This window comes from Brevibacillus sp. MCWH, from assembly GCF_013096935.1.
Lineage (GTDB): Bacteria > Bacillota > Bacilli > Brevibacillales > Brevibacillaceae > Brevibacillus > Brevibacillus aydinogluensis.
Genome location: NZ_SDLF01000019.1, coordinates 48,023 through 74,435 on the forward strand (window position 1 = coordinate 48,023; position 26,413 = coordinate 74,435).

The 26,413-nt window shown below is 48.5% G+C and carries 27 protein-coding genes and 1 pseudogene; 17 read left to right on the top strand and 11 right to left on the bottom strand.

Translation table 11 applies throughout. The features are described from left to right. Nucleotides 1–170: 170 nt before the first annotated feature. The 6 genes from ETC00_RS15460 to ETC00_RS15485 form a co-directional block, all read right to left on the bottom strand. Nucleotides 171–2,450, bottom strand: a complete 2,280-nt coding sequence (locus ETC00_RS15460; RefSeq protein WP_171566974.1) for a nitric-oxide reductase large subunit — start codon at nt 2,448–2,450, stop codon at nt 171–173. Nucleotides 2,451–2,991: 541 nt separating this feature from the next. Further along, nucleotides 2,992–3,288, bottom strand: coding sequence for a metal-sulfur cluster assembly factor (locus tag ETC00_RS15465; protein ID WP_171566975.1), 297 nt, complete (start codon nt 3,286–3,288; stop codon nt 2,992–2,994). 52 nt (nt 3,289–3,340) lie between these two features. Further along, nucleotides 3,341–4,573: a heme-copper oxidase family protein gene (locus ETC00_RS15470; RefSeq protein ID WP_171566976.1), complete on the bottom strand. Its 1,233-nt coding sequence runs from the start codon at nt 4,571–4,573 to the stop codon at nt 3,341–3,343. Nucleotides 4,574–4,586: 13 nt separating this feature from the next. After that, nucleotides 4,587–5,123, bottom strand: coding sequence for a DUF2249 domain-containing protein (locus ETC00_RS15475; protein WP_326838928.1), 537 nt, complete (start codon nt 5,121–5,123; stop codon nt 4,587–4,589). A gap of 33 nt (nt 5,124–5,156) precedes the next feature. Next, nucleotides 5,157–5,486 carry a hypothetical protein gene (locus tag ETC00_RS15480; RefSeq protein WP_171566978.1) on the bottom strand — a complete coding sequence of 110 codons (330 nt, stop codon included), beginning with the start codon at nt 5,484–5,486 and terminating at the stop codon, nt 5,157–5,159. Nucleotides 5,487–5,500: 14 nt separating this feature from the next. Then, a complete protein-coding gene (locus ETC00_RS15485; RefSeq protein ID WP_171567021.1) occupies nt 5,501–5,734 on the bottom strand; it encodes a DUF2249 domain-containing protein in 234 nt (77 codons plus the stop codon). Between the two features lie 82 nt (nt 5,735–5,816). Between ETC00_RS15485 and ETC00_RS15490 the strand changes: the two are divergent. From ETC00_RS15490 to ETC00_RS15520, 7 genes and pseudogenes are all read left to right on the top strand, one after another. Beyond that, nucleotides 5,817–5,936 (top strand): annotated as a pseudogene (locus ETC00_RS15490) (GntR family transcriptional regulator); the annotation flags it as partial. Nucleotides 5,937–6,402: 466 nt separating this feature from the next. Beyond that, on the top strand, nt 6,403–7,185 hold the full coding sequence (locus ETC00_RS15495) for a sulfite exporter TauE/SafE family protein (RefSeq protein ID WP_171566980.1): 783 nt from the start codon (nt 6,403–6,405) through the stop codon (nt 7,183–7,185). 114 nt (nt 7,186–7,299) lie between these two features. Next, nucleotides 7,300–7,878, top strand: coding sequence for a sulfurtransferase TusA family protein (locus ETC00_RS15500; protein ID WP_171566981.1), 579 nt, complete (start codon nt 7,300–7,302; stop codon nt 7,876–7,878). Between the two features lie 137 nt (nt 7,879–8,015). After that, nucleotides 8,016–9,155 carry an MBL fold metallo-hydrolase gene (locus ETC00_RS15505; protein WP_171566983.1) on the top strand — a complete coding sequence of 380 codons (1,140 nt, stop codon included), beginning with the start codon at nt 8,016–8,018 and terminating at the stop codon, nt 9,153–9,155. A 19-nt stretch (nt 9,156–9,174) separates the two neighbouring features. Beyond that, nucleotides 9,175–9,399 carry a sulfurtransferase TusA family protein gene (locus tag ETC00_RS15510; protein ID WP_171566984.1) on the top strand — a complete coding sequence of 75 codons (225 nt, stop codon included), beginning with the start codon at nt 9,175–9,177 and terminating at the stop codon, nt 9,397–9,399. A gap of 106 nt (nt 9,400–9,505) precedes the next feature. Further along, a complete protein-coding gene (locus ETC00_RS15515; RefSeq protein WP_171566986.1) occupies nt 9,506–9,985 on the top strand; it encodes a DsrE/DsrF/DrsH-like family protein in 480 nt (159 codons plus the stop codon). A gap of 70 nt (nt 9,986–10,055) precedes the next feature. After that, nucleotides 10,056–10,316 (top strand): metal-sensitive transcriptional regulator, encoded by a 261-nt coding sequence (locus ETC00_RS15520; RefSeq protein WP_171566988.1) that lies wholly within the window; start codon nt 10,056–10,058, stop codon nt 10,314–10,316. Between the two features lie 278 nt (nt 10,317–10,594). Here the strand turns inward: ETC00_RS15520 and ETC00_RS15525 are convergent, their stop codons facing one another. Together ETC00_RS15525 and ETC00_RS15530 are read right to left on the bottom strand one after the other, a co-directional pair. Next, nucleotides 10,595–11,728, bottom strand: coding sequence for an aminotransferase (locus ETC00_RS15525; protein WP_171566990.1), 1,134 nt, complete (start codon nt 11,726–11,728; stop codon nt 10,595–10,597). A gap of 15 nt (nt 11,729–11,743) precedes the next feature. Continuing rightward, on the bottom strand, nt 11,744–12,802 hold the full coding sequence (locus tag ETC00_RS15530; protein WP_171566992.1) for an ornithine cyclodeaminase family protein: 1,059 nt from the start codon (nt 12,800–12,802) through the stop codon (nt 11,744–11,746). Nucleotides 12,803–12,930: 128 nt separating this feature from the next. Here ETC00_RS15530 and ETC00_RS15535 point away from each other — a divergent pair, with 128 nt between their 5' ends. Further along, nucleotides 12,931–13,812 carry a LysR family transcriptional regulator gene (locus ETC00_RS15535; protein WP_171566993.1) on the top strand — a complete coding sequence of 294 codons (882 nt, stop codon included), beginning with the start codon at nt 12,931–12,933 and terminating at the stop codon, nt 13,810–13,812. A gap of 63 nt (nt 13,813–13,875) precedes the next feature. Here ETC00_RS15535 and ETC00_RS15540 read toward each other — a convergent pair whose 3' ends face one another. Continuing rightward, on the bottom strand, nt 13,876–14,415 hold the full coding sequence (locus ETC00_RS15540; protein ID WP_171566995.1) for a flavodoxin family protein: 540 nt from the start codon (nt 14,413–14,415) through the stop codon (nt 13,876–13,878). Between the two features lie 138 nt (nt 14,416–14,553). Here ETC00_RS15540 and ETC00_RS15545 point away from each other — a divergent pair, with 138 nt between their 5' ends. From ETC00_RS15545 to ETC00_RS15575, 7 genes are all read left to right on the top strand, one after another. Further along, entirely contained in the window at nt 14,554–15,438 is an 885-nt protein-coding gene (locus ETC00_RS15545) for a LysR family transcriptional regulator (protein WP_171566997.1), read from the top strand. Between the two features lie 411 nt (nt 15,439–15,849). After that, nucleotides 15,850–16,998 carry an acyltransferase family protein gene (locus tag ETC00_RS15550; protein ID WP_171566998.1) on the top strand — a complete coding sequence of 383 codons (1,149 nt, stop codon included), beginning with the start codon at nt 15,850–15,852 and terminating at the stop codon, nt 16,996–16,998. A gap of 60 nt (nt 16,999–17,058) precedes the next feature. After that, nucleotides 17,059–17,745 carry an SGNH/GDSL hydrolase family protein gene (locus tag ETC00_RS15555; RefSeq protein WP_171566999.1) on the top strand — a complete coding sequence of 229 codons (687 nt, stop codon included), beginning with the start codon at nt 17,059–17,061 and terminating at the stop codon, nt 17,743–17,745. 177 nt (nt 17,746–17,922) lie between these two features. Beyond that, nucleotides 17,923–18,246 carry an LCP family protein gene (locus ETC00_RS15560; RefSeq protein ID WP_249179168.1) on the top strand — a complete coding sequence of 108 codons (324 nt, stop codon included), beginning with the start codon at nt 17,923–17,925 and terminating at the stop codon, nt 18,244–18,246. A gap of 207 nt (nt 18,247–18,453) precedes the next feature. After that, entirely contained in the window at nt 18,454–19,776 is a 1,323-nt protein-coding gene (locus ETC00_RS15565; RefSeq protein WP_171567000.1) for an MFS transporter, read from the top strand. Between the two features lie 168 nt (nt 19,777–19,944). Then, nucleotides 19,945–20,634 carry a response regulator transcription factor gene (locus ETC00_RS15570; protein ID WP_171567002.1) on the top strand — a complete coding sequence of 230 codons (690 nt, stop codon included), beginning with the start codon at nt 19,945–19,947 and terminating at the stop codon, nt 20,632–20,634. 3 nt (nt 20,635–20,637) lie between these two features. Next, nucleotides 20,638–21,975 (top strand): HAMP domain-containing sensor histidine kinase, encoded by a 1,338-nt coding sequence (locus ETC00_RS15575; RefSeq protein ID WP_171567004.1) that lies wholly within the window; start codon nt 20,638–20,640, stop codon nt 21,973–21,975. Nucleotides 21,976–22,050: 75 nt separating this feature from the next. Here the strand turns inward: ETC00_RS15575 and ETC00_RS15580 are convergent, their stop codons facing one another. Continuing rightward, nucleotides 22,051–23,661 carry a multicopper oxidase family protein gene (locus ETC00_RS15580; protein WP_171567005.1) on the bottom strand — a complete coding sequence of 537 codons (1,611 nt, stop codon included), beginning with the start codon at nt 23,659–23,661 and terminating at the stop codon, nt 22,051–22,053. Between the two features lie 406 nt (nt 23,662–24,067). Between ETC00_RS15580 and ETC00_RS15585 the strand changes: the two genes are divergently transcribed. Next, complete coding sequence (locus tag ETC00_RS15585; RefSeq protein ID WP_171567007.1) at nt 24,068–24,925, top strand: AraC family transcriptional regulator; 858 nt, start codon at nt 24,068–24,070, stop codon at nt 24,923–24,925. Between the two features lie 28 nt (nt 24,926–24,953). Here the strand turns inward: ETC00_RS15585 and ETC00_RS15590 are convergent, their stop codons facing one another. Continuing rightward, nucleotides 24,954–25,424 (bottom strand): hypothetical protein, encoded by a 471-nt coding sequence (locus ETC00_RS15590; RefSeq protein WP_171567009.1) that lies wholly within the window; start codon nt 25,422–25,424, stop codon nt 24,954–24,956. Between the two features lie 222 nt (nt 25,425–25,646). Here ETC00_RS15590 and ETC00_RS15595 point away from each other — a divergent pair, with 222 nt between their 5' ends. Then, a complete protein-coding gene (locus tag ETC00_RS15595) occupies nt 25,647–26,201 on the top strand; it encodes a GNAT family N-acetyltransferase (RefSeq protein ID WP_216369521.1) in 555 nt (184 codons plus the stop codon). Nucleotides 26,202–26,413 lie beyond the last annotated feature (212 nt).

Below are 26,413 nucleotides of genomic sequence, written 5' to 3' on the forward strand. Positions count from 1 at the left end.
TTGATGATATCAGATCAGAGCGGTCACTTGTAGCGAATACGAGAATGGCACCAGTCCCGTCCGGCGATCGATGCCCGACCAGCAATGCGAACAAAGAACAATGAGACATCCCTTAAAGCCAGGGGAGGGAACCCTGCTTTAGGGGATGTCTTGTTTAATCGTGTGTGTGCTTACGTTTTTTGCAGATTGTCATCCGCGTACGGCAATGGTTGATCCGTAAGCGACCATCCGGTCTTGAGTCCCAGGATGAACCAACCGAGCGCCAGCGCACCGACGGAGAAAATGGTATCACCGATGACGCGCAGCCAGACAAAGATGTGGATGATGTTCTGCGTCATGAACTCAGCAGAGCGGGCGTACCACATCCCATGCTGGACGCTTGCCCAGGTTTGCATCAGCCCGATGGGTAGCAAGCTCAATACCACCATCAACGCCAAACCGATGTTGATGGACCAAAAGGAAAATGCGAGAATTTTTGTTTTCCAGATTCGCTGGGAGGTGAGTCCCCGAAGACAGAAGAGCATCAACCCGATGCCCAACATCCCGTAAACCCCGAACAAGGCGGAGTGTCCGTGCACGGAGGTCGTATTGAGACCTTGCATGTAATATAGAGCGATCGGCGGGTTGATGAAGAAACCGAACAATCCGGCGCCGACCAAATTCCAGAACGCAACGGCGATGAAGTAGTAAATCGGCCACTTGTACGACGAAACCCACGGACGGGCACGACTTAAGGTCAAATTTTCATACGCTTCAAATCCGATCAGAACGAGGGGAACGACCTCCAAGGCGCTGAAGGTTGCCCCGAAAGCCAGCACGCCTGTCGGTGTGCCGCTGAAATACAAGTGGTGGAAGGTGCCGATTATCCCCCCAAACAGAAAGACAATGGTGGAAAAGAGTACAGAGGACGTTGCGGTCCGGATCTGCAACAGCCCCATCCTCGTGAAGAGGAAGGCGATCACCACCGTAGCAAACACCTCGAAGAATCCCTCGACCCACAAATGTACCAACCACCAGCGCCAATATTCGGCGATGGCCAAATGAGTATGTTGTCTCCACAGCAGCGCCGGGATGTAAAATACCGGGATTGCTGCGGAAGCCAGCAGGAACAATGCGAGCAGATGCCGGCTTTCCTTGGATTGGCGGAACGCGGGCCAGAGAGCTCGGCTCATTAAGAACAACCAGAGGAAAAGCCCCACGGTCAGGAATAACTGCCAAAAACGGCCCAAATCCGTATACTCGTATCCTTGATGCCCGAACCAGAAGTTGGTGGACAGATCCAGTTTCTGCATGACAGCAAGCCACTGTCCGGCCATGGAACCGACGACGATGATCAGCAGACAAACGAACAAAAAGTTCACGCCGAATCGTTGATACTTGGGCTCATATCCGGAAACGGCCGGCGCCACGAACAGCCCGGTGGCAAGCCACGCGGTAGCGATCCAGAAGATCCCAAGTTGTGTGTGCCAGGTGCGGGTGACGGCATAAGGAATCCACTGGGCAATTGGAATTCCGTAAAAGCTGCTGCCCTCCACTTGGTAGTGGGCGGTTATGGCTCCCAAGGCCACTTGTATGACCCAAAGCGCCGCAACGACCCAAAAATACTTCAGCGTCGCTTTCATGGAAGGGGTTGGAGACAGTGCGAGTAACGGATCCCGCTCGGGAAAGGCTTCCTCCGATTCGGAGTGTTTCGTTCTGGCGTAATACCAAACCATCCCTCCCACTCCGGCCAGAAGCAACACAAAGCTGACGACCGACCAAACCACCATCGAACCGGTGGCAACGTTCCCGATGAGCGGTTCGTTTGGCCAGTTATTGGTATATGTAATGGTGTCACCAGGCCGGTTTGTCGCGCATGACCAGGTCGCCCACCAGAGAAACGCGTTTAGCGGCGGAACACGGTTTGGATCCCTGATCGCATTTTCATGGATTGCATAATCATCGCGTAAAACGGCAAAGTTGGGATCGTTCGTGAACAGGGACGTGTAGTGCTGGCTGATCGCAGCGAATGCCTGGGCCCGAATGGAAGAGATGACCAAATCGCCGGTATCCGGGTTGTAGGTGTTGGTTCGCATCTCTTTTTGCAATCGGCTTTGAAGCGCCGCTTTGGTTTCGTCATCCAATGCGTCGTAGTTTTTCCCGAACTGACGGTTTGACCATGTATTCAAAATCCAAAGGCTTTCCCGATGAAGCCAATCAGCCGTCCAATCGGGGGCCACGTATGCCCCGTGCCCCCAGACCGTCCCGACTTCCTGTCCCCCCATGGATTGCCACACGTTTTGACCTTCCATAATGTCCTTTTCCGTGAATAATACGTCTCCAGTTTCGGTTACGACACGTTTGGGAATAGGCGGCATTGTTTGATAAATTTCGCCTCCATAATACCCAAGGACGGCGAATGACAACACGAAAACGATCGCCAGTCCAATCCAGAGCCGAGTGTAATTCATGCTGCTCCCTCCAGTCATCCTTCAAGTAAGGGTATTATTGGATGAAAGGAGTACTTTTATGTAATGTGCCGTGCTGCGCGGCGGGTGACGACAAACCCCCTGGGCTGATGTGGGAGTCGAGGGAGTTTGCCTGCATTGCCGTGCCGTGTACGGAGACACGGCGCGGTTCGATTGTGGTGTGGCCTCCTTTTGGCAAAATCCCAAAACACACGTTTTATTCTAACCAAATCGCGAGTGACACCCGTCTTCATGTTGATTATCGCCATGCAGTTGGCTGCCGCGATGCTGTTGAGCGCTGGATGCCAGGAACGGTGAAGCTAAAGATGACAGGAGATTGGAACGTACCGTCACGATGACGCAAAAGCGAAAAAATGAACGGATTCGTGAAAAGGATCCATCTGGCCAAACAGATCCCCTTCATGATGCATGTAAATGACCATCAGTTTGCCGTCATTGGTCTTACGGACCCTTCCGTGATTGGGCTGAAGGTGGAAAACACCGTCCCCGAAACCGAGGACGGTGCTGCCATGTAAAGCTTTGCTCAACAGAAGCCGAGCCGCTCTTTCGCTTCCTCCGACATCATCTCGGGCGACCATGGCGGATCCCAGACGACATCCACCCTGACGGAGCGAATGCCCGGTTGGCGTTCCAGCAACCGTTCCACTCCCCCCGCGATGGTGTCGTGCATCGGACAGCCCGGGGTCGTCAGCGTCATGCGAACATAGACGTCCCCATCTTCGTTTTGGATCTCGTACACCAGCCCGAGATCGACGATATTGATGCCCAGTTCGGGGTCGTACACCTGTCTCAACAGCTCGCGAATCTCCGCCGTATCCATTCCAATCACCTCCTGTGTCCCGCCGGGTGATCTGCAAATCCTTTCCGATTAACTAACGGGTAAACACCCATCCGATCAAGCACGCGTAAAAGAGCGAGGACAGGGACAGCGCTGCGCCGCTCCAATGTATCAACACCGCGTCGTCCATCCCCAACCCGATGATCAGCATAACCAGACTTGCCGCGGCTAGAGCGAGCCCATAAGCGACGTAACGGTCTTCCAGCAAGTCGGCCATCGCTGGGATCTTTTCTTTGCCGACGCGAGGCCCGTACTTGTGTGTCCACCAAAGGAAGGGGATGATCTTCGACAAATACCCGATAATGTTCAGAGCGACCCAGCCCCACAGATAAGCCCAACCGAAGATCACGACAGACCGTTCATCCGTGGCCCGTTCGGGAGCGAACAGGGTGTATGCGAGCGCGGCGGTACAGACAACGGCCAGTGCCCGCGTGCTGTAGACAGCCGCCAGCACGCCTGCGCCAGGACTTTTTTTGTGGCGCGCTTTGCGGATCTGGGTCGTGTGCACGTTGTAGGCGTACACCGCCAGGGTCAACAAACCGACGGCAGCTCCGACAGCAGGAAAGGGTGCGTCTGTCAGGAATGCGGCGGCTCCCGCAAGGACGGCGGCGTTCCACAACCAAAAAACGACGTATGCCATCCGGTTGGACACACCGTGGGCCAAGTAGAACATCGGCAGCATTTTGTGGCTGAAGCCGGTGATCAACAACCCGAACCATCCGATGGTCCCCAGCCACATATGGGTGTAAAACAGCCGTTCATGCCACTCCGGCCACAACCGGAATGCGAAATTGAACCCCATGAAAAGCCCGGCGAGTCCTGTCAGCACGAGGAACAAAATGGAGCCGGCGGTACTGAGCGTGATCGGGTTCCATTGGCCCGCCCGGATCAACGTCACCCCGATGTTTACGGCAAACAAGACGATGCCAATCCAGGCCAGAGCGGCAAACACGGCGATCCATTGCACACGTCCGGCGGAAAACCCGGCCAGCAAACCGACGGTTCCGACGGTATACAGCGCGTAGTGCACGTAACCCAGCTTCCGGCTGAACACGTCCTTTTGAAGCACCACGTTGAGAAGCTGATACACCGCGCCCATGGCGATCATCGTCGCCCACCCGAGTACGAGCAAATGAACATGAAACCATCCCGCCGGAATGCGGGGCGGGTGCGCGATCCAGACGGCCGCCTGCGCGAGTGTTGAAAGAGAAAACAGGGCAAAACAGGCCAGCCCCGTGGCAATGAACAGAAAAGGAAGGAGAAACATCGAGGTCCCACCCTTACGTCTTTTGGATTGTAACCCGCGCCGATCCGTCCGGCTGTTCCTCCACTGTATAGGGATATCCCAGTGCCCTCAGCTCTTCAATCAGAAAGACAGGTACCCGGTCATTGTGTATGACGACCCGGTCGCCAGTCCGGCAACCCTCCAGGGCCTTCAGGGTTCGAATCATCGGCTGCGGCGGTTCCAGTCCCCGGTTGTTCAGTTCAATCGTCTGCGGCGCCTCCGGCGAAGCAGTGGAGGGAGCTTCGCCCAAGCGGCTCTCGTCGTCCGGTTCGCTTCCTTCCAATTCGCCTTTGCGGGCCCTGGGAACAAACGTCACTTTCCAGTGATCATTCGCCAGCCGCTCGGTTTTATAGGCAAACCCTTTCGCTTTCATCAGGCCGAGCAGCGGAACGGGCTTGAAGGTGGTGTGCAACACAAACGTATCATCCGGACCAAGCGTCTTGACCGTTTCCATGATCAGTTGGAACGGTTCCAGTTTTTTGCGAAGGTGGGGTCGAACGTCCAATTCCACGATTTGCGGAGAGTCTCCCATTGGCATCATCTCCTTATGGAAGTGTGGCCGATCCTACGCGGAACGCAGTGCTGCCTTTGCCTGTTCGTACAGCGCTGCCATCCCGCCGTAAAGCGTGTAGAAAAACGAATCCGGCGCATCGAGCGAGAATGAGAGATACTGTTTGGGATCGACGCCCAGCATGTGTTCAAACAGAGCTGAGCTGTCGTAGGCGTAAAAACAGAAGTGGACGAAGTGAAACTCCGGCATTTTCTCGTAGATGGTCGTGATGTCTTTGGCGTAGCGCTCCACATTCCGCTCGGCCTCGCGAATCATGGCGAGGGCGTCTTCGAGGTCCACCGCGATCCGGAGCGTCTTTTCGTCTACAACGGTAACCGTCGCCATGGCAAAGGCCTCCCTTACTTTTTCGCGATTTTGACCTGGAATAGGTCGGGGCCTTCCTCGAGGTACTCCCAGGTGAACCCTCCAGGATGCATCGATTCAAACTGGAACCGCAGCGGAATCGGATTGTGGTCGTTGATCAAAAGCAGGGCTTCTCCGGGCTTCAATCGTTCAAACGTCTCAAAGATCACCTTGTGTTTCAGATGCGGCGGGTATTCCGGCACCCGGATGGTGGCGACAAATTCGTTCATCATGATCTCCTCCTTGGGATAATTGGGGGGATATCTTTATTGTAAGCAGTTTGATCGTTTTCCATTGTGATACGCATCATAGTTGCAAAAACAGAAGGGAGAGGAGTGCCGCTTCCACCAACTGCAAAGATGGATTGTGGAAGGAACGCTTCAGCCGGGGGAAAAGCTGATGGATGCGGAGATCGCGGAGGAGTTGGGGATGATTGAGGATACGTAGCAGGGTATGGCCATGATACATGTATAGGCAACAAGCAGGCTGACTAGAGAAAGAGTGGGGAGAGGCTCCATTCGATAGAAGCCTGCTTTTATTATGGGATCGTACTCCCTTCGATACCATGCTGCTTGACAGCTACTTGTCGACGGGCAGGGACACCTCATGCCGACCAATCCGCTGACTCGCGCAAGATAACAGGTAGATCATGCTTACTTGACAAAAAGAAAGGAACGGTTTATTATACCCATACGGGTATATGTATATCAAAATGATCACAAAGGGGGGACATGTGTAAGGCAAAAAGAGACGGATGGGATCAGATCATCGGGAGTGTCGTGCTGGTGGTCTTCTGAGCTGCGTGGTGCGGACCTTGTCCGCATGATGGTTCCGATTTTGGATCATTTGGTTCAAGAAGTCGGCAAACATTGTAATCATGCAAATGAGAGGGGGTTTTATGGAACTGGATCTCGGGTGGATCATCACCTTATTCGCGATCGGCTTTGTCGGTTCCGTGATTTCCGGAATGGTCGGGATCGGCGGTTCCATCGTGAAATATCCGTTGCTGCTGTATATTCCCCCGCTGCTTGGGTTCGCGGCCCTTAGCGCGCAAGAGGTTTCCGCGGTCAGTGCGGTCCAGGTGTTTTTTTCCACACTGGCCGGAATGTTTGCTTACCGCAAAGGCGGGTTTATCAATAAGAAACTGGTTCTCGCCATGGGCATTCCCATCATAGCGGGGAGTTTTATCGGCGGCTTCGGCTCAAAATATTTACCCGATTCCGCGATTAACCTGACGTATGCTGTGATGGCGCTTGTTGCGGCGGTCATGATGTTTTTGCCCAAAAAAGAGGCGGTCAGAAGCGATTATTCCGACATTCGCTTCAACACAACCGTTGCGGTCATTGCCGCGGCAACGGTGGGCCTCCTGTCAGGAATCGTCGGTGCGGCTGGCGCTTTCATCACGGTTCCGATCATGCTGGTCGTATTGAAGATTCCGACCCGTGTGGCCATCGCCTCGTCATTGGCGATCACGTTCATTTCCTCAATCGGTACCACGGTCGGGAAAGTGATGGGCGGCCACATGCTGCTGATTCCGTCCCTGGTGATGGTTGCGGCGAGTATTGTTGCTTCGCCGATGGGCGCTTATCTCGGCCAAAAAATGAACGTGAAGGTACTGCAATGGATCCTCGCTGCGCTCATCACGGCAACGGTCATCAAGATTTGGCTGGATATATTGTGACCACTGTACCCTGTGTGAGGAGTATCTGCCGTCCACGGATAAAAAGGGTTGCCAGTATAAACGGCGGCGTGATCGAATACGGAAAATCTACATGCGATCGTAGGGGGTAATGTTGTGAGAAGAGAAATTCACACGGATCATGTGCTTGAATGTGAACAATTGTCATGTCCGATGCCGGTGGTAAAAACCAAGAAAGCCATGGAAGAAATAATGCCGGGGGAAGTTCTCGAAGTGCGGGCGACCGATAAGGGCTCTGTCGCGGATTTGCAGAACTGGGCCAGACGCACCGGCCATCAATATATCGGTCTTATCGAAGAGAACGGGGTTTTCCGCCATTTCTTGAGAAAAGCCTCACTCAACGAAACGAAAGCGGAAGTGAATTTTCCTCACACCATGAGCAACGAGGAATTACATCACAAACTGGCTTCCGGCGAAAGCATCATCGTGTTGGATGTGCGCGAACCTGCAGAATATGCCTTCGAGCACATTCCCGGCGCCATATCCGTACCTTTGGGACAACTGGAGGAAAAAATCCCTCAGTTGGACCCGGGGAAAGAGTATGCCGTGATTTGCCGTACGGGAAGCCGCAGCGACATGGCCTGCCAAATTCTTGCCGAGCACTGTTTTTCCAACGTGAAAAATGTGCTGCCGGGCATGTCTCAGTGGCAGGGAGCCACAGAAAGCGACGAATGAGAAACTTCGAAGAACGTAATGGAACACACAAAAGAGGACTTCGTCGGCTGCAGGGAATTTGGCGGTGCGGCGACATTTTGGAATATGCCTTTGTGGTCCAAGTAACATTGATCTTCTAACAGGAAAGGAGATTACGAATGGAACAAGTTCGATCGATTACGGCGGAAGAGCTTCATCGCAAAATGAGTTCCGGTGAAGATCTCGTGATTCTCGACGTGAGGAATGAAACGGATTACAACGAGTGGAAAATTGAAGGCAAGAATCTGAGAACCATGAACATTCCGTATTTCCACTTTCTGGAGGAGGATGTGCAGGTGTATGCGGGACTGCCGAAGGATGCGGAAATCGTCATTGTTTGCGCAAAAGGCGGAGCATCCCATTATGTAGCGGAAATGTTGATGGAAAAAGGATACAATACCTGCTCGTTACAAGGCGGGATGCTTGCCTGGAGCCAGTTTTACCATCCCACCATCGTATATATGGACGATCAGTTGAAATTGATTCAAATCAACAGGTTGGCGAAAGGCTGTCTGTCTTATGCGGTTATTTCCGATGGAAAAGGCATGATCATCGATCCGAACAAAGAGATTGATGTGTACATCGAACTGGCCAAAACACACCAATTTGAGATCGAACATGTGGTGGATTCCCACATGCATGCCGATCATATCACCGGCGGTCCGCGGCTTGCCAAACAAGTCGGCGCGACATATTACATTTCTTCCGAAGAGGCGAAGGGGACGAATTTGAAGTTTGAACCGCTGGATCGTTACGACCGGATCAAGGTCGGCGATGTTCATGTGGAAGTGTTGTCGATCCCCACGCCGGGCCATACGCCGGGTTCCACCTCTTTCCTCATCGACAACCGGTTTTTGCTGTCCGGGGATACCATCTTTGTCGGCGGTTTGGGAAGACCCGATCTCGGGGGCAAGGCGAAAGAATGGGCTGAGGATTTGTATCACACTGTGTTTTTCAAGCTGAAAGATCTCCCGGATGATTGCCTGGTTCTGCCGGCGCATTACGCCGATATTCAGGAAATCAACGACCGCGGCGTTGTCGGGGAGCTGCTTGGCAAGATTCGCGAAAATAACGAGATTATGCGCAACGTAGACAAAGCATCGTTTACGGAACAAGTGGCCAGCGCAGCTTCCATGGAGAAGCCCCCCAATTTTGAGGAAATCGTGGCCATCAACCGGGGCGAACTGCAGGTCGATCAGGAAAGGGCAATTGAGCTGGAAATCGGTCCCAATCGCTGCGCAGTACACCATCACGGTTAAAAAAGGAGGAGGACTACGCATGGCGGACGTATTTGTCGACGCAAAGGGCCTGGCTTGCCCGCTGCCGATTGTGAAAGCAAAGAAAGCCATCGATACGCTGCAGTCAGGTCAAATCATGGAGGTGCACACAACCGACAAAGGCTCCATGAACGACTTCTCAGCGTGGATCAGACAGTCCAACCATGAATTGATCGAAGCAACAGAAGACAACGGTGTGTTTATCTTTATCGTGAAGAAAAAATAGGATGTGCTGAAGATTCCATTGCAGTCGATTCAAGGTCATGCGCCAAGTATGACTGATTTTACTCGCAATAAATATACCCATACTCGTATATGTAAGGGGTGATTGTATGAGCCAAAAAGAAAAAACCACCATTATCCTGTTCAGCGGTGATCTGGACAAGGCGATCGCCGCCTTTATCATCGCGAACGGAGCGGCTGCATATGGTCATGAAGTGACGATCTTTTTCACCTTCTGGGGGTTGAATACGCTTCGCAAAGATCAGCCTGTTTCGGTTAGGAAAGGGTTTCTCGAGAAAATGTTTGGCAAAATGATGCCGCGCGGAGCGAATAAACTGGGACTTTCCAAAATGAATTTTGCCGGAATCGGTCCGAGATTGATCAAACATGTCATGAAGAAGCACAATGCATTGAGCCTGCCGCAATTGATAGAGCTTGCCCGGGAACAGGGAGTCAAGCTGGTCGCGTGCACGATGACCATGGATTTGCTGGGACTCGCAAAAGAAGAACTGATCGACGGGATCGATTATGCCGGTGTTGCAACCTATTTGGGGGATGCTGCAGAAGCGAAGGTGAACTTGTTTATCTAAGCCTGGTTCCCCGGATATAGGGTATAATATACCTATACACGTATAGTGAATAGGGGGAGATTCCGTACCGATGAAATATGACGAGGATGTGAAAAGAAGGCTGCGCCGCGTGGAAGGACAAGTCCGCGGGGTGCTGAAAATGATGGAGGAAGAGAAAACCTGCAAGGATGTGGTAAGTCAGCTTTCGGCTGTCCGCAACGCGGTTGACAAGGCCATTGCTTACATCGTGGCGGTCAATCTTGAACGGTGCATCTTGGAAGAGAAGGAGGCTGGCAACGATACCAGCAAATTGGTTCAGGAAGCTGTTGCATTATTGATCAAAAGCAGGTAGGGGAAGTAACCTGCGCAGGTGGTCCTGGACAGAGAGGGACAAAAGCTGCTGCAGCTCGCCTTTGGAATGTTCGGTCTGAACGTCAGGAATCGGCGGGCTTGTCGAAGGCGTTGTTGCGATGTCCGACAAACCCGCCTCGTTCCTTATGACGTTGACGACAAATGAGAGCATGCCAATTATATTCAGCAGGCATGTCCCTGTATTGCATGCTCAGAACGATGAGATTACTTCGTGACTATTCTGAACGCTTAGCGTCTGCTGTGGATGACTCCGTTCCTTCATCGATACAACTTCATTTTCCGTACATACTGTGAGACCTGTTCAAGTCCAGCTTGCAGAACGTCTGTACTGCAAGCATAACCAATACGAACATGTCCTTCCATATCAAAGCACGCACCAGGTGTCAAAAAGGCACCAGTATGAGCAAGCAGATCTGTACAAAACGTCACAGAAGGGACTGGAAAATCATATTTCAACATCGCTGTCGTTCCCGCGCGCGGTTTGACATAGGAAAAGGATTGTTCGTGTTTCACCCATTCATCCAGGAGGGCAAGGTTGTCCCGCAAAATTTTTCGACTTCTGCTTACAATCTTGTCGTAGTTCTTCAGTGCATGGACAGCCAGTACATCGTCCAACATCCCGCAGCTGATCGTTGTGTAGTCCCGGTGCTTCATACATTCCGCAATGACGTCTTGTGGAGCGGCAATCCAACCAAAACGGAGGCCCGCAAGCGAGAGTACTTTTGAAACACTGGACGTGCTGATTCCCTTCTCATATAGATCAGCAATTGAAGGAACGTCGGCCTCAGCATCCTGGAGTAAGTCCTGATAGACTTCATCACAAAGTACATAAGCTCCACACGATCGTGCAATCTCCACAATTTGTTCCAGGATATCCCGTTCCATTAAGGCACCGGTTGGGTTATTCGGATTATTAATACAAATCATTTTTGTGTTCGGACGAATCAGAGACTTCAGCTCGTCAAGATCGGGGAGAAAATGATGTTCAGGGCGCAGCTCCAAAAGGTCTACTGTCGCTCCAAATGATCGAGGAACTTCATAAAGCTGCTGATAGGTCGGATGCACCGCAATAACGTGATCGCCAGGTTCGATCAGAGAGTAATACACTAAAAAGTTGGCGCCGCTTGCCCCATTCATGACGAGAACTTGATGAGGCTCAATGGTTTCGTACAAGTTCGCAACCAGCTGCCTGAACTCGGGAGAACCCTCAATATGACCATAGGTTAGCTTCAGCGGATAGAGGGAGCGAAAAAATTCATCAGGATTTGTACCATCTATCGTAATAAGTTCCTTCAACGTGAGGGAGTCCACACATGTTTCCGCCATATTAATGGTTGCGTTCTTTTCATGGGCATTCATCCATTCTTCTACCAGGAAAGCCTTCATTTTCATGGTTCATATCCTCCCTTACAGGTTCGCGACGATACCGATGCCTTTTGCTTCCGCTTGTTTTAAAATGTAATCAGCCGTGATCAAGTCTTGCAGGGCGATCCCTGTGCTGTCAAAGATCGTAATGTCGTCATCTGAAAGACGGCCAGCAGTTGTACCAAGCATCACACTGCCTATTTCCGCAACAATGTTATCTCGTTCTATGACTCCTGTTTTGATCGGTATCTCTGTTTCTCCTACCTGGACAGCCTGATCAACATCATCGACGAATACTCGTGCAGAAGCGAAAATTCGCTCGTCGATTTCCTGTTTTCCCTCCAGATCTGCCCCAATGCAAGAGAAGTGTGTTCCCGGCCGAACCCATTCTTTTTGAATGATCGGTTGTCGCGAAGGAGTTGCGGTAATAATAATGTCTGCTTCTCCTGTTGCCTTCTGAATCTGGTCAGTTGCCGCAAATTCTACTTGTTCGATGCGAGAAGCGTATCTCTCAAATAACACCGGATTGTCCCGATACGGAGCCAGGAACTTTTCTTTTAATATTGCTGATATCGTAGAGCAAAATGATCTTGCTTTCTCCAATGAATGATGATTGTAAACTGTCACCTTTTTGATATGATCCATGAGCATCAGCGTGGACATAATCAGATAAGGAGCCAAGTGACCTGTTCCGACGATCAATAAATGCTCAGACTCTTTTCGTGCAAGATACTTGGCGCCAATCCCTCCTGCTGCTCCTGTCCGCATTAACGTGATCGCTTCTCCTCCCATCATCCCGATGGGGACGCCTGTTCTGCTGTCGAGCACCAGCACGAAACCAACGAGGGGAGGCAGCTGTTTGGCAGGATTATCCCCAAACCATGACACGAGCTTTAATCCGAAAATATCAGCACCCACCAGATGTCCTGATTTGATGTCCATGTCAGCTTTTCCTGGAGAAAATTCATGGAACACCATCGGGAATACCGCTGCCTCTTTTTGTGCCTTTAACAAATACGCACGCTCAACCAATTCGATTACCTGTTTCATATCCAATAGTTTCTCTACATTTGGTGGATCAATGACTCGAAATGAAAACAACCCTGCTCCTCCTCTGCATTGAAATCTTGTTGGTCATAATTTACCATAGAGTCTAAATCAAAGAACAATTGATGTATGTTATGGTTACGATTACAAATTTTTAGGTATGGATAAGGGGAAGGGGAAATATGGAACTTCGTACATTGAAAACCTTCCAGGTAGTTGCTACCCATCTTAATCAGACGAAAGCAGCCGAGATTCTTGGATATACGCAGCCGACGATCACAATGCATATACGAAATCTGGAACAGGAGATCGGTCACCCCTTATTTCATCGGGTTGGGAAGAAAACCTATTTGACTCCGGCTGGAAAAGTATTGAAGCAGCATGTAGACAGGATCATGGATTGTGTAGAGGAAATGAACAAAGCGTTAAACCGATTGCATGATCCCTACGGCACGTTGGTTATCGCTGCGCCAGAATACTATTGGACTCATTTTTTGACGATGCTTATCCATACCTTTGTGAAACTTCATCCGCAAGTAAAGTTAAAACTGGTCTCTTGTAACAGTGTAGACGTCATTCAAATGATCACCGCTCGTGAAGCGGATGTGGGGATTATTACCGGAAAAAATAAGAATGAAGATCTGGAGTTCGTTTCGCTTGATGAAGAAGAGCTGTTATTGGTCATCAGAAAAGACCTCCACCAAAATAGTGACCTTTCTGCCATTCTACAAACGTATCCCTTATTCTTTAAAAAATTTTCTTATCTTGATTGGCTGTTTGATCGTTGTATGGAAGAGATCCCCACGCCGATGGCTGTCATTGAAAGTGACAGTGAAGAAGCAATTAAGCAAGCAATTTTAAAAGGGACAGGTGTTGGCATAATCAGTGGTGATTTAATACACGAGGAAATACGAAAGGGAGAACTCATCCCTCTGCATCGCTTTACGCAGACGTTGGATACCTTCTTAATTACACGCAGGGATCGTTCTGATGAAATTACCATTCAGGCATTTGTCGAACTGGTAATGGAAGGGTGGGACGAAGCAGCTGAAGAATCCTTGTAAGCGGAATAGGTACCCGAAAAATATACAGGAGGTTGCATGGCAGTAGCCGCAACCTCCTGTCTTTTATTGCAATTTCTTTCTTAGCTGTTCCGCTGCAGACAGTGCATTCAGGTCCTGTAAAATATCACCTGGTCTGTTTCCTTTTCCAATAACATATCCTTCGAAGGTTGTCCCTACAAAGTCAAAGATATGTTGAAACTGCTGAATCATCGGCAACCCTGTGATGTATGGGTTATCTCCCCCCACCGCGATGACATATGCTTTTTTGGCTGCCATTTTTGATTTGAAATCAGGAAAATTCGGGTCTCGTAATGTTTGTGACCATCGATCAATAAAGTTCTTCATCGTTCCCGTCATGCTGTACCAATAGATTGGTGTGGAAAAAATCAGGATATCATGCGGCAGGATACGTTTCATGATGGAATTATAATCATCTTGAACATCCGGAAAACCTTCCTCTGCATGCCGCATATCGATAATCGGTTTAATGACATAATCCTTTAAATAGATTTCTTCTGCATCTATACCTTGGATGGCTAACTTCGTTAACGTTTCTGTGTTCCCGTTTGGACGGGTTCCACCATAAATAACCGCAATTGTCATATGGATTAACTCCTTTTCCTGGGGATCATCTGCATATTGTTCTCGGGATATTCCTATCTTATACTAAGCATCGAAATCGATACAGACGATTATCTTGATTGGATAAATCGAAAATAACGATTTTAAAGAGGTTGCATAATGGAAATTAAACAATTGATTACATTTAAACATGCTGCCGAAAACCTGAACTTTACCCAAACTGCGAAATTGTTGAATTTTGCTCAATCAAGTGTTACGGCTCAAATCAAAGCCCTTGAAGATGAGATTGGCAAACCCTTGTTTGAGCGTTTGGGCAAACGACTGATTTTAACTGAAGCGGGACGTACCTTTAAAACATATGCGGACAAAATCATTGCATTAAGCCAAGAAGCAGTAACAGCAGCGAATGGAGAAGAAGAAATCAGCGGCACGTTAACAATAGGAGCTCAGGAGAGTCAGTGTACGTATCGATTACCGCTGATTCTGAAAGAGTTCAAGAGTGCATTTCCGAAGGTAAAGCTGGTATTTAAACCTGCCCATTCTGATGAAATAGCGAGAAAACAGCTGATGGAAGGATTATTGGATGTTGCTTTTTTTATGGATGCGTGGAAACCTGAAGGATCGTTAAAGGTAGAGCGACTTGTCAAAGAAGATTTATTGTTAGTCGCCGCGCCAAACCAATCGAAAGCCAATTTTTCAATCGACGATCTGAAGCATGAAACGCTTTTACTCACAGAAGCCGGATGTTCTTATCGAAACATGTTTGAAGAATCTCTAAAATCCCTTGGAATTTATTCATTACATAAAATTGAATTTGCCAGTATCGAGGCCATTAAACAATGTGTGATTGCAGGATTAGGAGTGGCACTGCTGCCTGAAATGGTCGTGAAAAAAGATATTGAAGCGGGGCGAATGAGGGAATTGCCGTGGAAGCCTTGCACACCTCCGCTTTATACTCAAATTGCTTGGCATAAAGATAAATGGATGACACCACCTTTAGCTGAATTTATACATGTTACTCGCAAGATGCTCTTGTCAGTGTAAATGCTTGCGGGAAGAGCAACATGATTAACCTTTTTGAGAGTGTCCAGATATGGGCACTCTTTTTTTTCGGAAAACTGTTTTAAGTTCATGCTCATTCAGTCGGAAACTCAACGATACTGAATTCTCCACTCGTTGTAACCGAAATGAAATTGATTCCGCTCATATAAATCGTTACATTAGTGTTGCTGTCTGGATATTTGCAAGAAGGGAACCGCAGAATATAACATTCCGATTCTTATGATTACCGGGAGAGCAGACGTTTGTTTACGGAAAAACCTTTACTCGCCCGGAAAATGAGTGGATACAACTATTCGTTGACATCTTGTTTGCATCTTTATCAAACCTTCGTGACATCCAGGAGCTATATTCTTGCTGAGAATAAGCCAATAAACGGACAAGGATTGAACCAACATGAACAGGGAACATAACCAACCGTTGAAACGCTATATGCCTGGTTTAGACGGCTTGCGAGCAATTTCTGTCCTGGCTGTGATTGGTTACCACCTTGATTGGGAGTCGATGCAAGGTGGGCTGCTGGGAGTAGAGATGTTCTTTGTACTATCCGGCTACCTTATTACGGATCAGATCATATTGGAGTATAAAACAAACAATACGGTTTCTATCTGGAATTTCTGGATAAGAAGAATACGCAGACTGTTGCCTGCGATGATTTGCATGCTTCTGGCGGTGGCTTCATGGCTGAGTATGACCGATTTCTCCAGACTGCGGGCACTGCAGGGTGATTTTCTCTCCTCACTTTTTTACATGAACAATTGGTACCTCATATTTCATGACGTTTCCTATTTTGAGAGTTTTGGTCCAGCTTCTCCAATTGGACATCTGTGGTCGCTTTCCATTGAGGAACAGTTTTACCTCGTTTGGCCAATTCTTTTCTTGATCGGCATAAAACTTGTGCCGCGACGAGGAAAACTAATGCTGCTGATTCTTTTATTGGCCTCCCTATCCGCCAGTGCAATGGCACTCATGTATGAGCCGGGAACGGACCCAAGTCGAGTGTACTACGGGACGGACACCCGTGCATTCGCTATCCTGATTGGAGCAGCATTGGCAATCGTCTGGCCGAGCTGGAAGTTGAATGACAGGATTTCCCCTACTGCTCGAACGTTGCTAGATGTAAAAGGAGTGCTGGGGCTAATTGTTTTACTCGTCATGATCAATGCAGTAAATGAATACGATGATTGGCTGTATCAGGTCGGTTTTCTTATTGTGTCTTTTGTCACCGCAGGTGTCATTGCAGTATTGGCACATCCGGCCAGCCGACTGGGGAAAATCTTGGCGTGCCGACCCCTGACCTGGATTGGGAAACGTTCCTATAGTCTCTATATATGGCATTATCCGGTCATTGTTCTGTCGAGTCCGACAGTCAACACCGAGAAGCCTGGTTTCACACACATTTTGTTGCAATTGATCATGAGTGTAGCTCTGGCAGCTCTATCATACAAGTATGTCGAAGAGCCGATTCGCCGGGGAAATGTTCGTAATCTCGTTCGCAAGCGTTACACTGACAAAACGTTTGGCAGATTAGGACGACTCCTCTGAGTAAAGGCGTGAATTCGTAACAAGGGAATGAATTTCAAAATGAAAGGATGAAATGGAAAAATGAAGAGAAACGTGTGGATGATATGGGGGGTCGTCATCTTCATTTGTGCTGTTGGTTTTCCGGTTCTCCGAGCACAGACCTCGGAAACGCCTGAAAAGGCAGAAATACAAGGCCAACAATTTGAACAATCTCCCAACCCGCAGAGCACTGAAAAGAATTCGGGCGAGACTGAAACAAAGAAAATCGAGACGGAGACGAAGCAAGAGGAACCACTCAATGGGGAAGGGATCACTGTCATCGGGGATTCTGTCATTCTGGGAGTGGAGCCTTACTTGAAGGAAAAGCTGCCGAAAATCACGGTAGATGGAAAGATCGGCAGACAAATGTCGCAAGCCCAGGATGTTGTAAATGGATTAAAACAGCAAGGGAAATTAGGGGACCACATCATTATTGAACTCGGGACGAATGGCCCTTTCAAGAAAGAACACCTGCGCAATTTGTTAACGTCACTTTCTGATGCCAAACAGGTGTTGTTAGTAACAACGCGAGTTCCAAAAAAATGGCAAAATCAGGTTAATCCGACGATCAAGGAAGTCGCCAGTGAATTCAGCAATACGAAAGTAGTAGACTGGTACGCAGCCAGTGAAGGGAAGGGAAATTACTTCTACGAAGACGGGGTACATCTAAAGCCGGACGGCAGCAAGTATTATGCTTCCCTTCTGATTGAAGCCTTACAAGAAAAGTAGGACATAAGCGTACTACAACGACCCAACCGATGGCACACATTTTGATCTTAACCCCGGGGTGCAGGTGCCGGCGATCAGGTATTAGACTATGTTCGTCACCGTCAAGACAGTCGAGGTGTCACATATTATTCGAGCGACTTTGACCGCAGCCGCCGTCAGCAAGAGGTGATGAAAGCAATGACTGAAAAGTTGGTTTCTCTTGGCGAACTGACTAAGTTATTCAAACTGCTGGAAGTGGCTGGTGAACATCTCCAGACCGACTTGTCGAAGGCGCAAATAATGGGTTTTGTTATGGGCCTGAAAGATATTTCACCTTCCAACCTGGTCTTTCTGGACAACGGTGCCTATTGGAAGGATGGATATTTGGACAGGGAGAAACTCCTTGCCGTTCGCACTGCACTTCAAAGAGAAATGAATGTGAGAAGCGACCAACGTTCTAAATTAAACAACTCTCCGATCCATGACAGCGATAAAGGCACTGCTGCGAGAACAAATCAATAACCACTCCTTGTAAACAACCTTATTTCGGTCACTTATATGGAATTCTGTACGCATGTGGAACGTACCTTAAATAAAGGCAATTAGAGGACCAAACTTCTTGCCCGATCTCCACGATGAATGATTGTGTCGACCTCGTGGAATGGGCCGAAAAAATGGTGATGTTTTAAGCTTCACACACCAAACCTAACAAGAAAGGTGTTCTGAGCGATGGAGCATGAACCTGGAAGCATGAAAGAAAATCATTTACGGAGTTACGTAGATTCTCCAGAGATGCAGAATCGGCTATACAAACGAACGTTATTTATCGTATTCGTGGCACAAATTTTTAGTGGTGCAGGTCTGGCAGCAGGTGTCACTGTTGGAGCACTTCTTGCTCAGGATATGTTAGGCACGGAAAGTTTTGCTGGTGTTCCCGTAGCGTTGATTACACTTGGATCTGCGTTGGCTGCAATGCTTGTTGGGCGTCTTTCCCAGCGTTACGGACGTCGCTTGGGGCTCGCAGCAGGATTTATCACAGGCGGTATTGGGGCAATTGGGGTCGTATTTGCGGCTGTTAGCCATAGTGTATTCCTCCTGTTCGCTTCGCTGTTTATCTACGGCGCCGGTACGGCCACAAATTTGCAAGCACGATATGCGGGAACAGATCTGGCAAAGCCAACCCAACGGGCAACAGCTGTCAGCATTGTAATGGTTTCTACTACGTTCGGTGCTGTCGCAGGTCCAAACTTGGCTGATGTAATGGGCAGTTTTGCTTCGTCACACGATGTTCCTGCCCTTGCTGGGCCGTTTTTACTGGCTGCGGCTGCCTACATCTTGGCCGGTCTTGCCTTTGTGGGTTTCCTTCGCCCTGACCCTTTCGTTGTCGCGAAGGCTATTGCTGAGGCCAAGAAAGAGGAGAGCAGCGGCTTAGATGCGGAAACAAATACGCTGTCAAGAAACAACCGTGGAATCATCGTCGGCGCTGCCGTAATGATCTTAACCCAAATCGTAATGATCGCAATCATGACAATGACTCCCATTCACATGGATCACCATGGTCATGATTTGGGGGATGTCGGATTGGTTATTGGTATTCATATTGGTTCGATGTACCTCCCATCTCTCGTGACAGGCATTCTTGTTGACAAGATTGGCCGCACAGTCATGACGTATGCTTCCGGTGGTACTTTACTTGCTGCTGGCCTTGTCGCAGCAGTAGCACCAGCTGACTCTTTGACAGGAATAATCATCGCGCTGGCTTTGCTGGGGCTTGGTTGGAACTTTGGATTAATTAGCGGAACAGCTCTCATCGTAGATTCAACGGACCTGGCTACGCGTGCAAAAACGCAAGGAGCCATTGACGTATTCATTGCACTATCAGGGGCTTCGGGTGGAGCACTTTCAGGTATGGTTGTAGCACATTCCAGTTATGCAACACTTTCACTTGCCGGGGGATTCCTCTCGCTGCTTCTCATTCCGGTCGTGATTTGGTCACGCAGCGGTCGAAAATCCACGGTAACAGAAAGTACTTCAGCAGGCTCTGGTCAATAGAAGCCTGCTTGTTCTTTTTTTTACGGGGCTCCATAATTTTTACACAGTTTGCTTCTATGATAGGCTTAACAAAAACGGATGGGTCAGGGGAAACTGTGGTCTGGCATACGAATGCAGATTCCCCAACGATTTGACGTCCGTTCTTCCGACTGTTAGGAGGTGATACACGTGTCAACGATTCTTATCGTGGATGACGAACCGCAAATTCTGGAGATCTTGTCATCGTATCTGACCAAGGAAGGCTATCACGTCATGACGGCGGAAAATGGCAGGGATGCCTTGGAACTTGCCGATGCAGCCGATTTGATTGTCCTTGATCTGATGCTGCCGGATATAGGCGGAGAAGATGTGTGCCGGGAGATACGCAAGACGTCCCGGGTACCGATCCTGATGCTGACAGCCAAAAGCGGTGAGTCCGACCGAATTGCGGGATTGGAGATAGGGGCCGATGATTATCTGGTAAAGCCGTTTAGTCCACGTGAGTTGGTGGCCAGAGTCCGGGCAATATTACGTCGGATGGGCGATTACCAGGTGTTGCGCGATCAGGTGGAATTGGGGGACTTGCATGTATCGCTTTGGGAAAAGCGTGTAACGTTGAAGGGAAAGCCGGTTGAATTGACACCGAGTGAGTATCGCTTGTTGACCACGCTGCTCCGATATCCAGGACGCACTTGGACCCGGGAAGAATTGGTGGAAGAAGTGTTGGGATTGGATTTCGCGGGAAGCGACCGAACCATTGACACACACATAAAGAACTTGCGTCACAAGATTGAGAATGACCCGAGACAGCCAGTCTACATAAAAACCGTATACGGATTAGGGTATCGACTCGACAATCCCGCACAGAGTGGGGGCTAACCTATGAAAAGCATTTGGATGAAGCTGGCGCTGGCCTTTATGGCTGTTAGCGCTAGCGGCATTCTGATTTCAACCATCCTTTCCATTAAAGAAATGGATCTTCATTTTTTCTATTACATAAGCGATGTTCATCGAAAACACCAAGCAGATCTTCTGGCCATGCTAAGGGAAGAATATCAACAAGGACACGAGTGGAACGAACGCACGTTTTTGAAATTAGATACCGCGTCACAGCTGCTGAAGTTGAAGATCACGGTATATGACCAGGAAAAGCAGCTGATCCGAACGTTTGGGAACACAACGACTGCTCATACCAAACTTCAGGATGACATGATCCCTGTTCTGGTGCGTGGTACACCGATTGGGTACCTAGGTATCGAGCATGACAACACGGACAGCATTTCCTTGGAGGAACACTTTCAGACAGCCCATACAAATGCCCTGCAGTGGACGATGCTTGCTTTATTGGTCATTGTGTGTACGATCAGTATTTTCATCGCCAAATGGATGTCCAGACCAATTGTCAATATGAGTCGTGCGGCTCTCGCTGTAACGAAAGGAGATTTGTCTGTAAGAGTTCCCCTCCCCAAAGGAAAGGACGAATTGTATGATTTGGTTCAAACGTTTAACAATCTGGTTCACAATCTGCAAAAGCAGGAGGAATTGCGAAAACGGCTTACGTCAGATATTGCACATGAGCTGCGAACTCCATTGAATACGCTGCTTGCCCAGACGGAAGGGATGATCGATGGGATATGGAAAGCAACTCCGGAACATTTGGAGGCTGCCCGTTCCGAAGTGGTGAGGCTGATCCGAATCGTAAGCGATTTGGACCAAGTCATTCAGGCGGAAGCAGGTGCGCTGAGCATCTCCCTTGATGTTATCAACCTGAACCAGGTCGTGGAAAACATTGCAGATTCGATGAATCCATCTTTTCAGCAAAAAGGAATACGATTAACAGTTCGGCTGGACAACGATGTCTGGATTCTGGGGGATAAACAAAGACTGGCGCAAGTTTTTTCCAACTTGCTTACGAATGCACTAAAACATACTCCGGAGAGCGGGGAAGTCATCATTTCCGTTGTAAAAAAAGAACGAAAGGTTGAGGTGAAAGTCATCGACAACGGTGCCGGTATTTCACCAGAGGATTTGCCTTACGTGTTCGAACGGTTTTATCGTGGAGATCGATCGCGCAATCGGGAGAAAGGGGGTACCGGACTCGGATTGACAATCGTGAAAGGGATTGTGGAGGCACATCAAGGAGAAATCTCCATCGAGAGTGAAGTGGGAAAGGGTACGACCGTTACGATAACATTACCTGCGTCAGAAAGCTTCTCTTGACATGGATGTACGGGAAAAGGGCGGAAACGCTTGTTCCTGCCCTTTTTGCATGTCCGTTTAATCCTGGTCATTCTGTTATTCTGGCTTGTTGTTCACGGTTGGATCGACAGTAAAGTCAGGTTTGAAACCATCGTACTTCACTTCGGTTACCATTCCCTTGGAAGCGTGGCCTAGGTCATGGCAGTGGAACATCCAGTGCCCCGGATTATCAGCCTTGAAGGCAACGACGTATTCCTCACCAGGCAGAATGTTAAGCGTATCTTTTATCAAAGGAGAGCCCGAAACAGGTTTGCCATTTTTACTCAATACCTGGAAGAAGTGACCATGCAGATGCATCGGGTGAATGTCTTCCGGAGATTTGTTTACCAATTTGACTTTCACCAGATCTCCTTCCTTAACATCAAGCGGGGGAGTGTCTGGGAACGCTTTACCATTAATGGTGAAGGTCCCGTTTTTCATATCTGTTCCCAATTCCAGCGTGTACTGCCAATCATATTTGTCATCCAGTGAGAAGATGCTTTTGGCGGCTTCCCCGTATTTTGTGATATCTACAAGCGGCATCTCTCCTGCATGATCCGATTGCGGAGAAGCGTGCTCAAATCCTTCATAGACGATTGGAATTGCCAGTGATTTTGCCCCCGGAAATGTACTGTGTTCGTCCAACAGCCATTTGCCAGGATGATTGGCGACAAACTCGATATCGTATCGCTCCCCGGGTGCGATGTTCAGCAGCTGTTCGTTTATAACAGGCGGGTTGTGTATCGGTTGGCCATCTGTTGAGACGATCCTAAACTGATGACCAGGCAAGTGCAATTTGTGGGAGAGGTACCCTGCGTTGATCAGGCGGATTCTCACTTTGTCACCCTCTTTTACGGACACGGGTTTGATAGCAGCGCCAGTCCTACCGTTCGCCGAAAAGATCGTGTACATCAGCGGCATCATCTCAGCATCGCTCATCTTACTCATGTCCATCATGGTGTTGTTCGTGTCAGTTCCATGGTTCATGTGTCCGTGGTTCATCTTGCTCATGTCCGCATTCGAGTGGGTGGAGTTGTGCATCTCAGCCATGCTGTCATCTTCCATCCATTCATCGAGGACAATCGTGTAATCATGGTCAACCGGTCGGGATTCTTTTGGTTCGACTACAATGGACCCGTACAATCCTTTATCAACCTGATTGACACTATCCTGATGGGAGTGATACCAGTAAGTGCCGGGGACATCCACTGTAAACTGATACGTAAAGCTCTCGCCAGGTTTTACAGCATTTTGTGTTACACCAGGAATCCCATCCATATGGTTCGGAACAGGTAGGCCGTGCCAGTGGATCGTTACGGGTTCTGGCAGTTCGTTATTCAATTTGACCTGAATCGTTTCCCCTTGTTTCACCCGCAGCTGTGGTCCAGGCACTGTTCCATTAAAAGTCCACGCCGTTTTCATGGTATTGTTGTCTAGCATGAGCATGCTTTCTTTTGCTGTCAGCGTAAATGTATTTCCAGTCAGAACTTCAAATTTGGGATCTGCTGAGGCTGACATATGCTTCTGTTGTTCATGAGAGCCCGTTGTGGACATGTCATGGCCTTCCGTATGATTGAGGGTATTATTGGAACAAGCAGACAGCACCAATGCGCCGGATAAAATAACCGGAAGCGCAATTCGCTTCTCTTTGGGTATGTTATTGGTCATGGATAATCCTCCTTTTCTTTTTCTAGGGGAAGATTAACATGCGATTGTGAAGAAAAAATGGAGAAGGATGGTGTCTGAGCATAGTTGCAATATGGACGAAGCGGGTCCTCATTATTCAATAGGGGAGTATTCTGGAGGAAAAGCGTGGTGTTTTTCCGATCATAGCTAAAGTGACGCAGAAGTCATGTTCTGCGTCACTTTAAGATTCAACAGTTGACGATATACATTCATATATTCCCCCGGGAAATCCAACGGGGGGTGCTGTTGTTTGTCGAATTTTGAAAAATGAATTCCATAATCAAGTTTCAAATGTGTTGACGTCTTACATGACTGTCCACACAGAGCATATAAAGACAGGATTTGCTTTCCCGTAATCAGTACACTTTATCTCAGGGAGTTGAGCTGGATGGCACTGGTCGAGTCATTGCAGAAAGCGATTGATTATATGGAAGAACATTTGCTTAAGCCGCTGACGATCGAGGAGATTTCCAGACAAGCGAATCTTTCTGCTTTTCATTTTCAACGTACGTTTTTGATCCTGACTGACATTACAGTCGGTGATTATATTCGACGACGGCGGTTAACGCTGGCGGCGCAAGAGTTAATCAGCACAGGGATCAAAATCATCGACCTTGCCTGCAAATACGGCTATGAAACTCCCGAGGCTTTCACCAAAGCCTTCCGGAAACAGCATGGTGTTACTCCAAGTGAAGCCAGAAAAGGAATCGGAAACATTCAATCGTACAACCGCCTGTCGATACAGGTGACGTTGAAAGGAGCAGAACCGATGAAGTACCGTATCGTTAACAGAGAGGCTTTTCAAGTTGTAGGTGTAAAACGCGAATGCCCTTGTGGAGCGAATGCGGAAGGGCCGGGGATTTCGGAATTTTGGGGTGAAATGAATGCAAACGGAACGGTCGACAAGTTAATTCAACTGCTTAATGGCGAGATCAAAGGGTTGATCGGAATGAACGACAATTATAACGCCAAGAAAAACACGGTTGATTACTGGATCGCCGCAGAACATGCGGGGGATGTGCCGGCTGAATTTCTGAGCTTTGATTTCCCTGCAGCGAAATGGATTGTGTTTGAGATAGAGGGGCCTATCCCAACCGCATTAGTGAATGCCTACAAACGAATTTATTCGGAATGGCTCCCTTCTAACGGGTATGTGCCCGCTGAACTGCCGACGATAGAGGCCTATATTAGTCCAGATCTCCATAGTCTTCATTCCCGGAACGAAATCTGGCTTGCCGTTAAATAAAACGAGAAAAATTACGGTTGGAACCGGATCACGAAGGCGGCACCAACTTCAAGACGATTTTTTCGGTATGCTGCCCCGTTTCATCATTCCAGGTGATTTCATAGACCAAGTCCCGGAAAAATATGCTGGCTATCTCTTCTGCATTCATCCCCGCTCGAAACTGTATGGAGTCACGCCCCGGACTTGTGACAAATAATTGAAGCGGTTTACCTTCCTCGATAAGTGGGGAAACCAGCGTACCCCCAGGTTGGCTTGTTACCACGTCTGTCTTATAGGTAAGTTGGGTGACATTCATGGAGGTTAGCGGCTTGATTGTTCCTTCGTAGATCACTTCGTTCCCATCTTCAGAAGGTCTCACAACAAATTGCGCCTCCCAATGCTGGCTGGAGCCTTGAAAAAGGTAAGACCAGGTATGGGAATAGTTGAAAAGAATAGAAAAGCCGACGATGAGAATTAACAAGGCACCAGCGAGTACGTAAAATCGGTTGACCTTATCCAATTCATTTCCCCCCTCGAAAAAATTCCCGCGGTCTGCGCCTGCGAGTTTGATCGGGTTTACTTTATGGGGCCATCGATTCGGCCGCTCTACGGACGCTTGACATTGGTATGATTGAATACCATCATCAACATATAAGGAAAAAGAAGGGGATGCAGATCCTCGGTATTGGCGAAAGGAAAGGCGAATGATTCAAGATTCCCCGCATGAAAGGACAAATAGATGATGAATGACTTACTCATTACCAAACCGACCAGGGAAGATATAACATCAGCTTATGCTGTATTTGAAGCATCGATTACGGATGCCTTTGAGAAAGACGGCCTTGGACATTTAACCAGTGATATTGAATATGAGATTGAGTCTAAAAAGAATCTGCTCACATCTTCACTGGTAAATGCCAAATCGGGAACTTTCTTTCTTGTTGCCAAAATGAATGACAATCTTATCGGAACGGTTTCTTTCGGCCCTTGCAGCAGTGATATTAAGAAATTTACAAATAATCAGCTTGAGGCAATTGGAGAGTTGGGCAGCCTTTACGTCTTGCCCGAATTTCAAGGCAAGGGCGTAGGGTCAGCTCTGATCCATTCGATAATGAAGGTTCTTTATGAATCAGGAGTTAAACAGTTTTGTTTGGATAGCGGCTACAAGCAGGCTCAATCAAAATGGTTACGGAAATTTGGCGAGCCTTATTTCATCGCAAGAGATTACTGGGGAAAAGATCGTCACCACATGGTATGGCTATGTAAAGTAAGTGATTACGTGAAAGGACAGGATTAACGCAGGGGGGGATTGCTAAAACGCAAACAAAATGTTGCTTCCTCCGCCAAACAAGAGACCAGTAAAAAATCCTAACCCAATAATATGTGAAGATCAACGTTAAAATCCCCAATATAATCGGTTGAAAATTCCCCACTTTCATCGCAAACTCTCTCCTTGGAGGAGAGAGGAATCATGATAAAGAATGGGGAGTTTTACATGATTCACGAAAT

Excerpts from the sequence above, each read along its gene's own strand:
- ETC00_RS15460 (WP_171566974.1), bottom strand. The coding sequence starts at position 2,450 with ATGAATTACACTCGGCTCTGGATTGGACTGGCGATCGTTTTCGTGTTG.
- ETC00_RS15465 (WP_171566975.1), bottom strand. The coding sequence starts at position 3,288 with ATGGATACGGCGGAGATTCGCGAGCTGTTGAGACAGGTGTACGACCCC.
- ETC00_RS15470 (WP_171566976.1), bottom strand. The coding sequence starts at position 4,573 with ATGTTTCTCCTTCCTTTTCTGTTCATTGCCACGGGGCTGGCCTGTTTT.
- ETC00_RS15475 (WP_326838928.1), bottom strand. The coding sequence starts at position 5,123 with ATGGGAGACTCTCCGCAAATCGTGGAATTGGACGTTCGACCCCACCTT.
- ETC00_RS15480 (WP_171566978.1), bottom strand. The coding sequence starts at position 5,486 with ATGGCGACGGTTACCGTTGTAGACGAAAAGACGCTCCGGATCGCGGTG.
- ETC00_RS15485 (WP_171567021.1), bottom strand. The coding sequence starts at position 5,734 with ATGAACGAATTTGTCGCCACCATCCGGGTGCCGGAATACCCGCCGCAT.
- ETC00_RS15495 (WP_171566980.1), top strand. The coding sequence starts at position 6,403 with ATGGAACTGGATCTCGGGTGGATCATCACCTTATTCGCGATCGGCTTT.
- ETC00_RS15505 (WP_171566983.1), top strand. The coding sequence starts at position 8,016 with ATGGAACAAGTTCGATCGATTACGGCGGAAGAGCTTCATCGCAAAATG.
- ETC00_RS15510 (WP_171566984.1), top strand. The coding sequence starts at position 9,175 with ATGGCGGACGTATTTGTCGACGCAAAGGGCCTGGCTTGCCCGCTGCCG.
- ETC00_RS15515 (WP_171566986.1), top strand. The coding sequence starts at position 9,506 with ATGAGCCAAAAAGAAAAAACCACCATTATCCTGTTCAGCGGTGATCTG.
- ETC00_RS15520 (WP_171566988.1), top strand. The coding sequence starts at position 10,056 with ATGAAATATGACGAGGATGTGAAAAGAAGGCTGCGCCGCGTGGAAGGA.
- ETC00_RS15525 (WP_171566990.1), bottom strand. The coding sequence starts at position 11,728 with ATGAAAATGAAGGCTTTCCTGGTAGAAGAATGGATGAATGCCCATGAA.
- ETC00_RS15535 (WP_171566993.1), top strand. The coding sequence starts at position 12,931 with ATGGAACTTCGTACATTGAAAACCTTCCAGGTAGTTGCTACCCATCTT.
- ETC00_RS15540 (WP_171566995.1), bottom strand. The coding sequence starts at position 14,415 with ATGACAATTGCGGTTATTTATGGTGGAACCCGTCCAAACGGGAACACA.
- ETC00_RS15545 (WP_171566997.1), top strand. The coding sequence starts at position 14,554 with ATGGAAATTAAACAATTGATTACATTTAAACATGCTGCCGAAAACCTG.
- ETC00_RS15550 (WP_171566998.1), top strand. The coding sequence starts at position 15,850 with ATGAACAGGGAACATAACCAACCGTTGAAACGCTATATGCCTGGTTTA.
- ETC00_RS15555 (WP_171566999.1), top strand. The coding sequence starts at position 17,059 with ATGAAGAGAAACGTGTGGATGATATGGGGGGTCGTCATCTTCATTTGT.
- ETC00_RS15560 (WP_249179168.1), top strand. The coding sequence starts at position 17,923 with ATGACTGAAAAGTTGGTTTCTCTTGGCGAACTGACTAAGTTATTCAAA.
- ETC00_RS15565 (WP_171567000.1), top strand. The coding sequence starts at position 18,454 with ATGGAGCATGAACCTGGAAGCATGAAAGAAAATCATTTACGGAGTTAC.
- ETC00_RS15575 (WP_171567004.1), top strand. The coding sequence starts at position 20,638 with ATGAAAAGCATTTGGATGAAGCTGGCGCTGGCCTTTATGGCTGTTAGC.
- ETC00_RS15580 (WP_171567005.1), bottom strand. The coding sequence starts at position 23,661 with ATGACCAATAACATACCCAAAGAGAAGCGAATTGCGCTTCCGGTTATT.
- ETC00_RS15585 (WP_171567007.1), top strand. The coding sequence starts at position 24,068 with ATGGCACTGGTCGAGTCATTGCAGAAAGCGATTGATTATATGGAAGAA.
- ETC00_RS15595 (WP_216369521.1), top strand. The coding sequence starts at position 25,647 with ATGAATGACTTACTCATTACCAAACCGACCAGGGAAGATATAACATCA.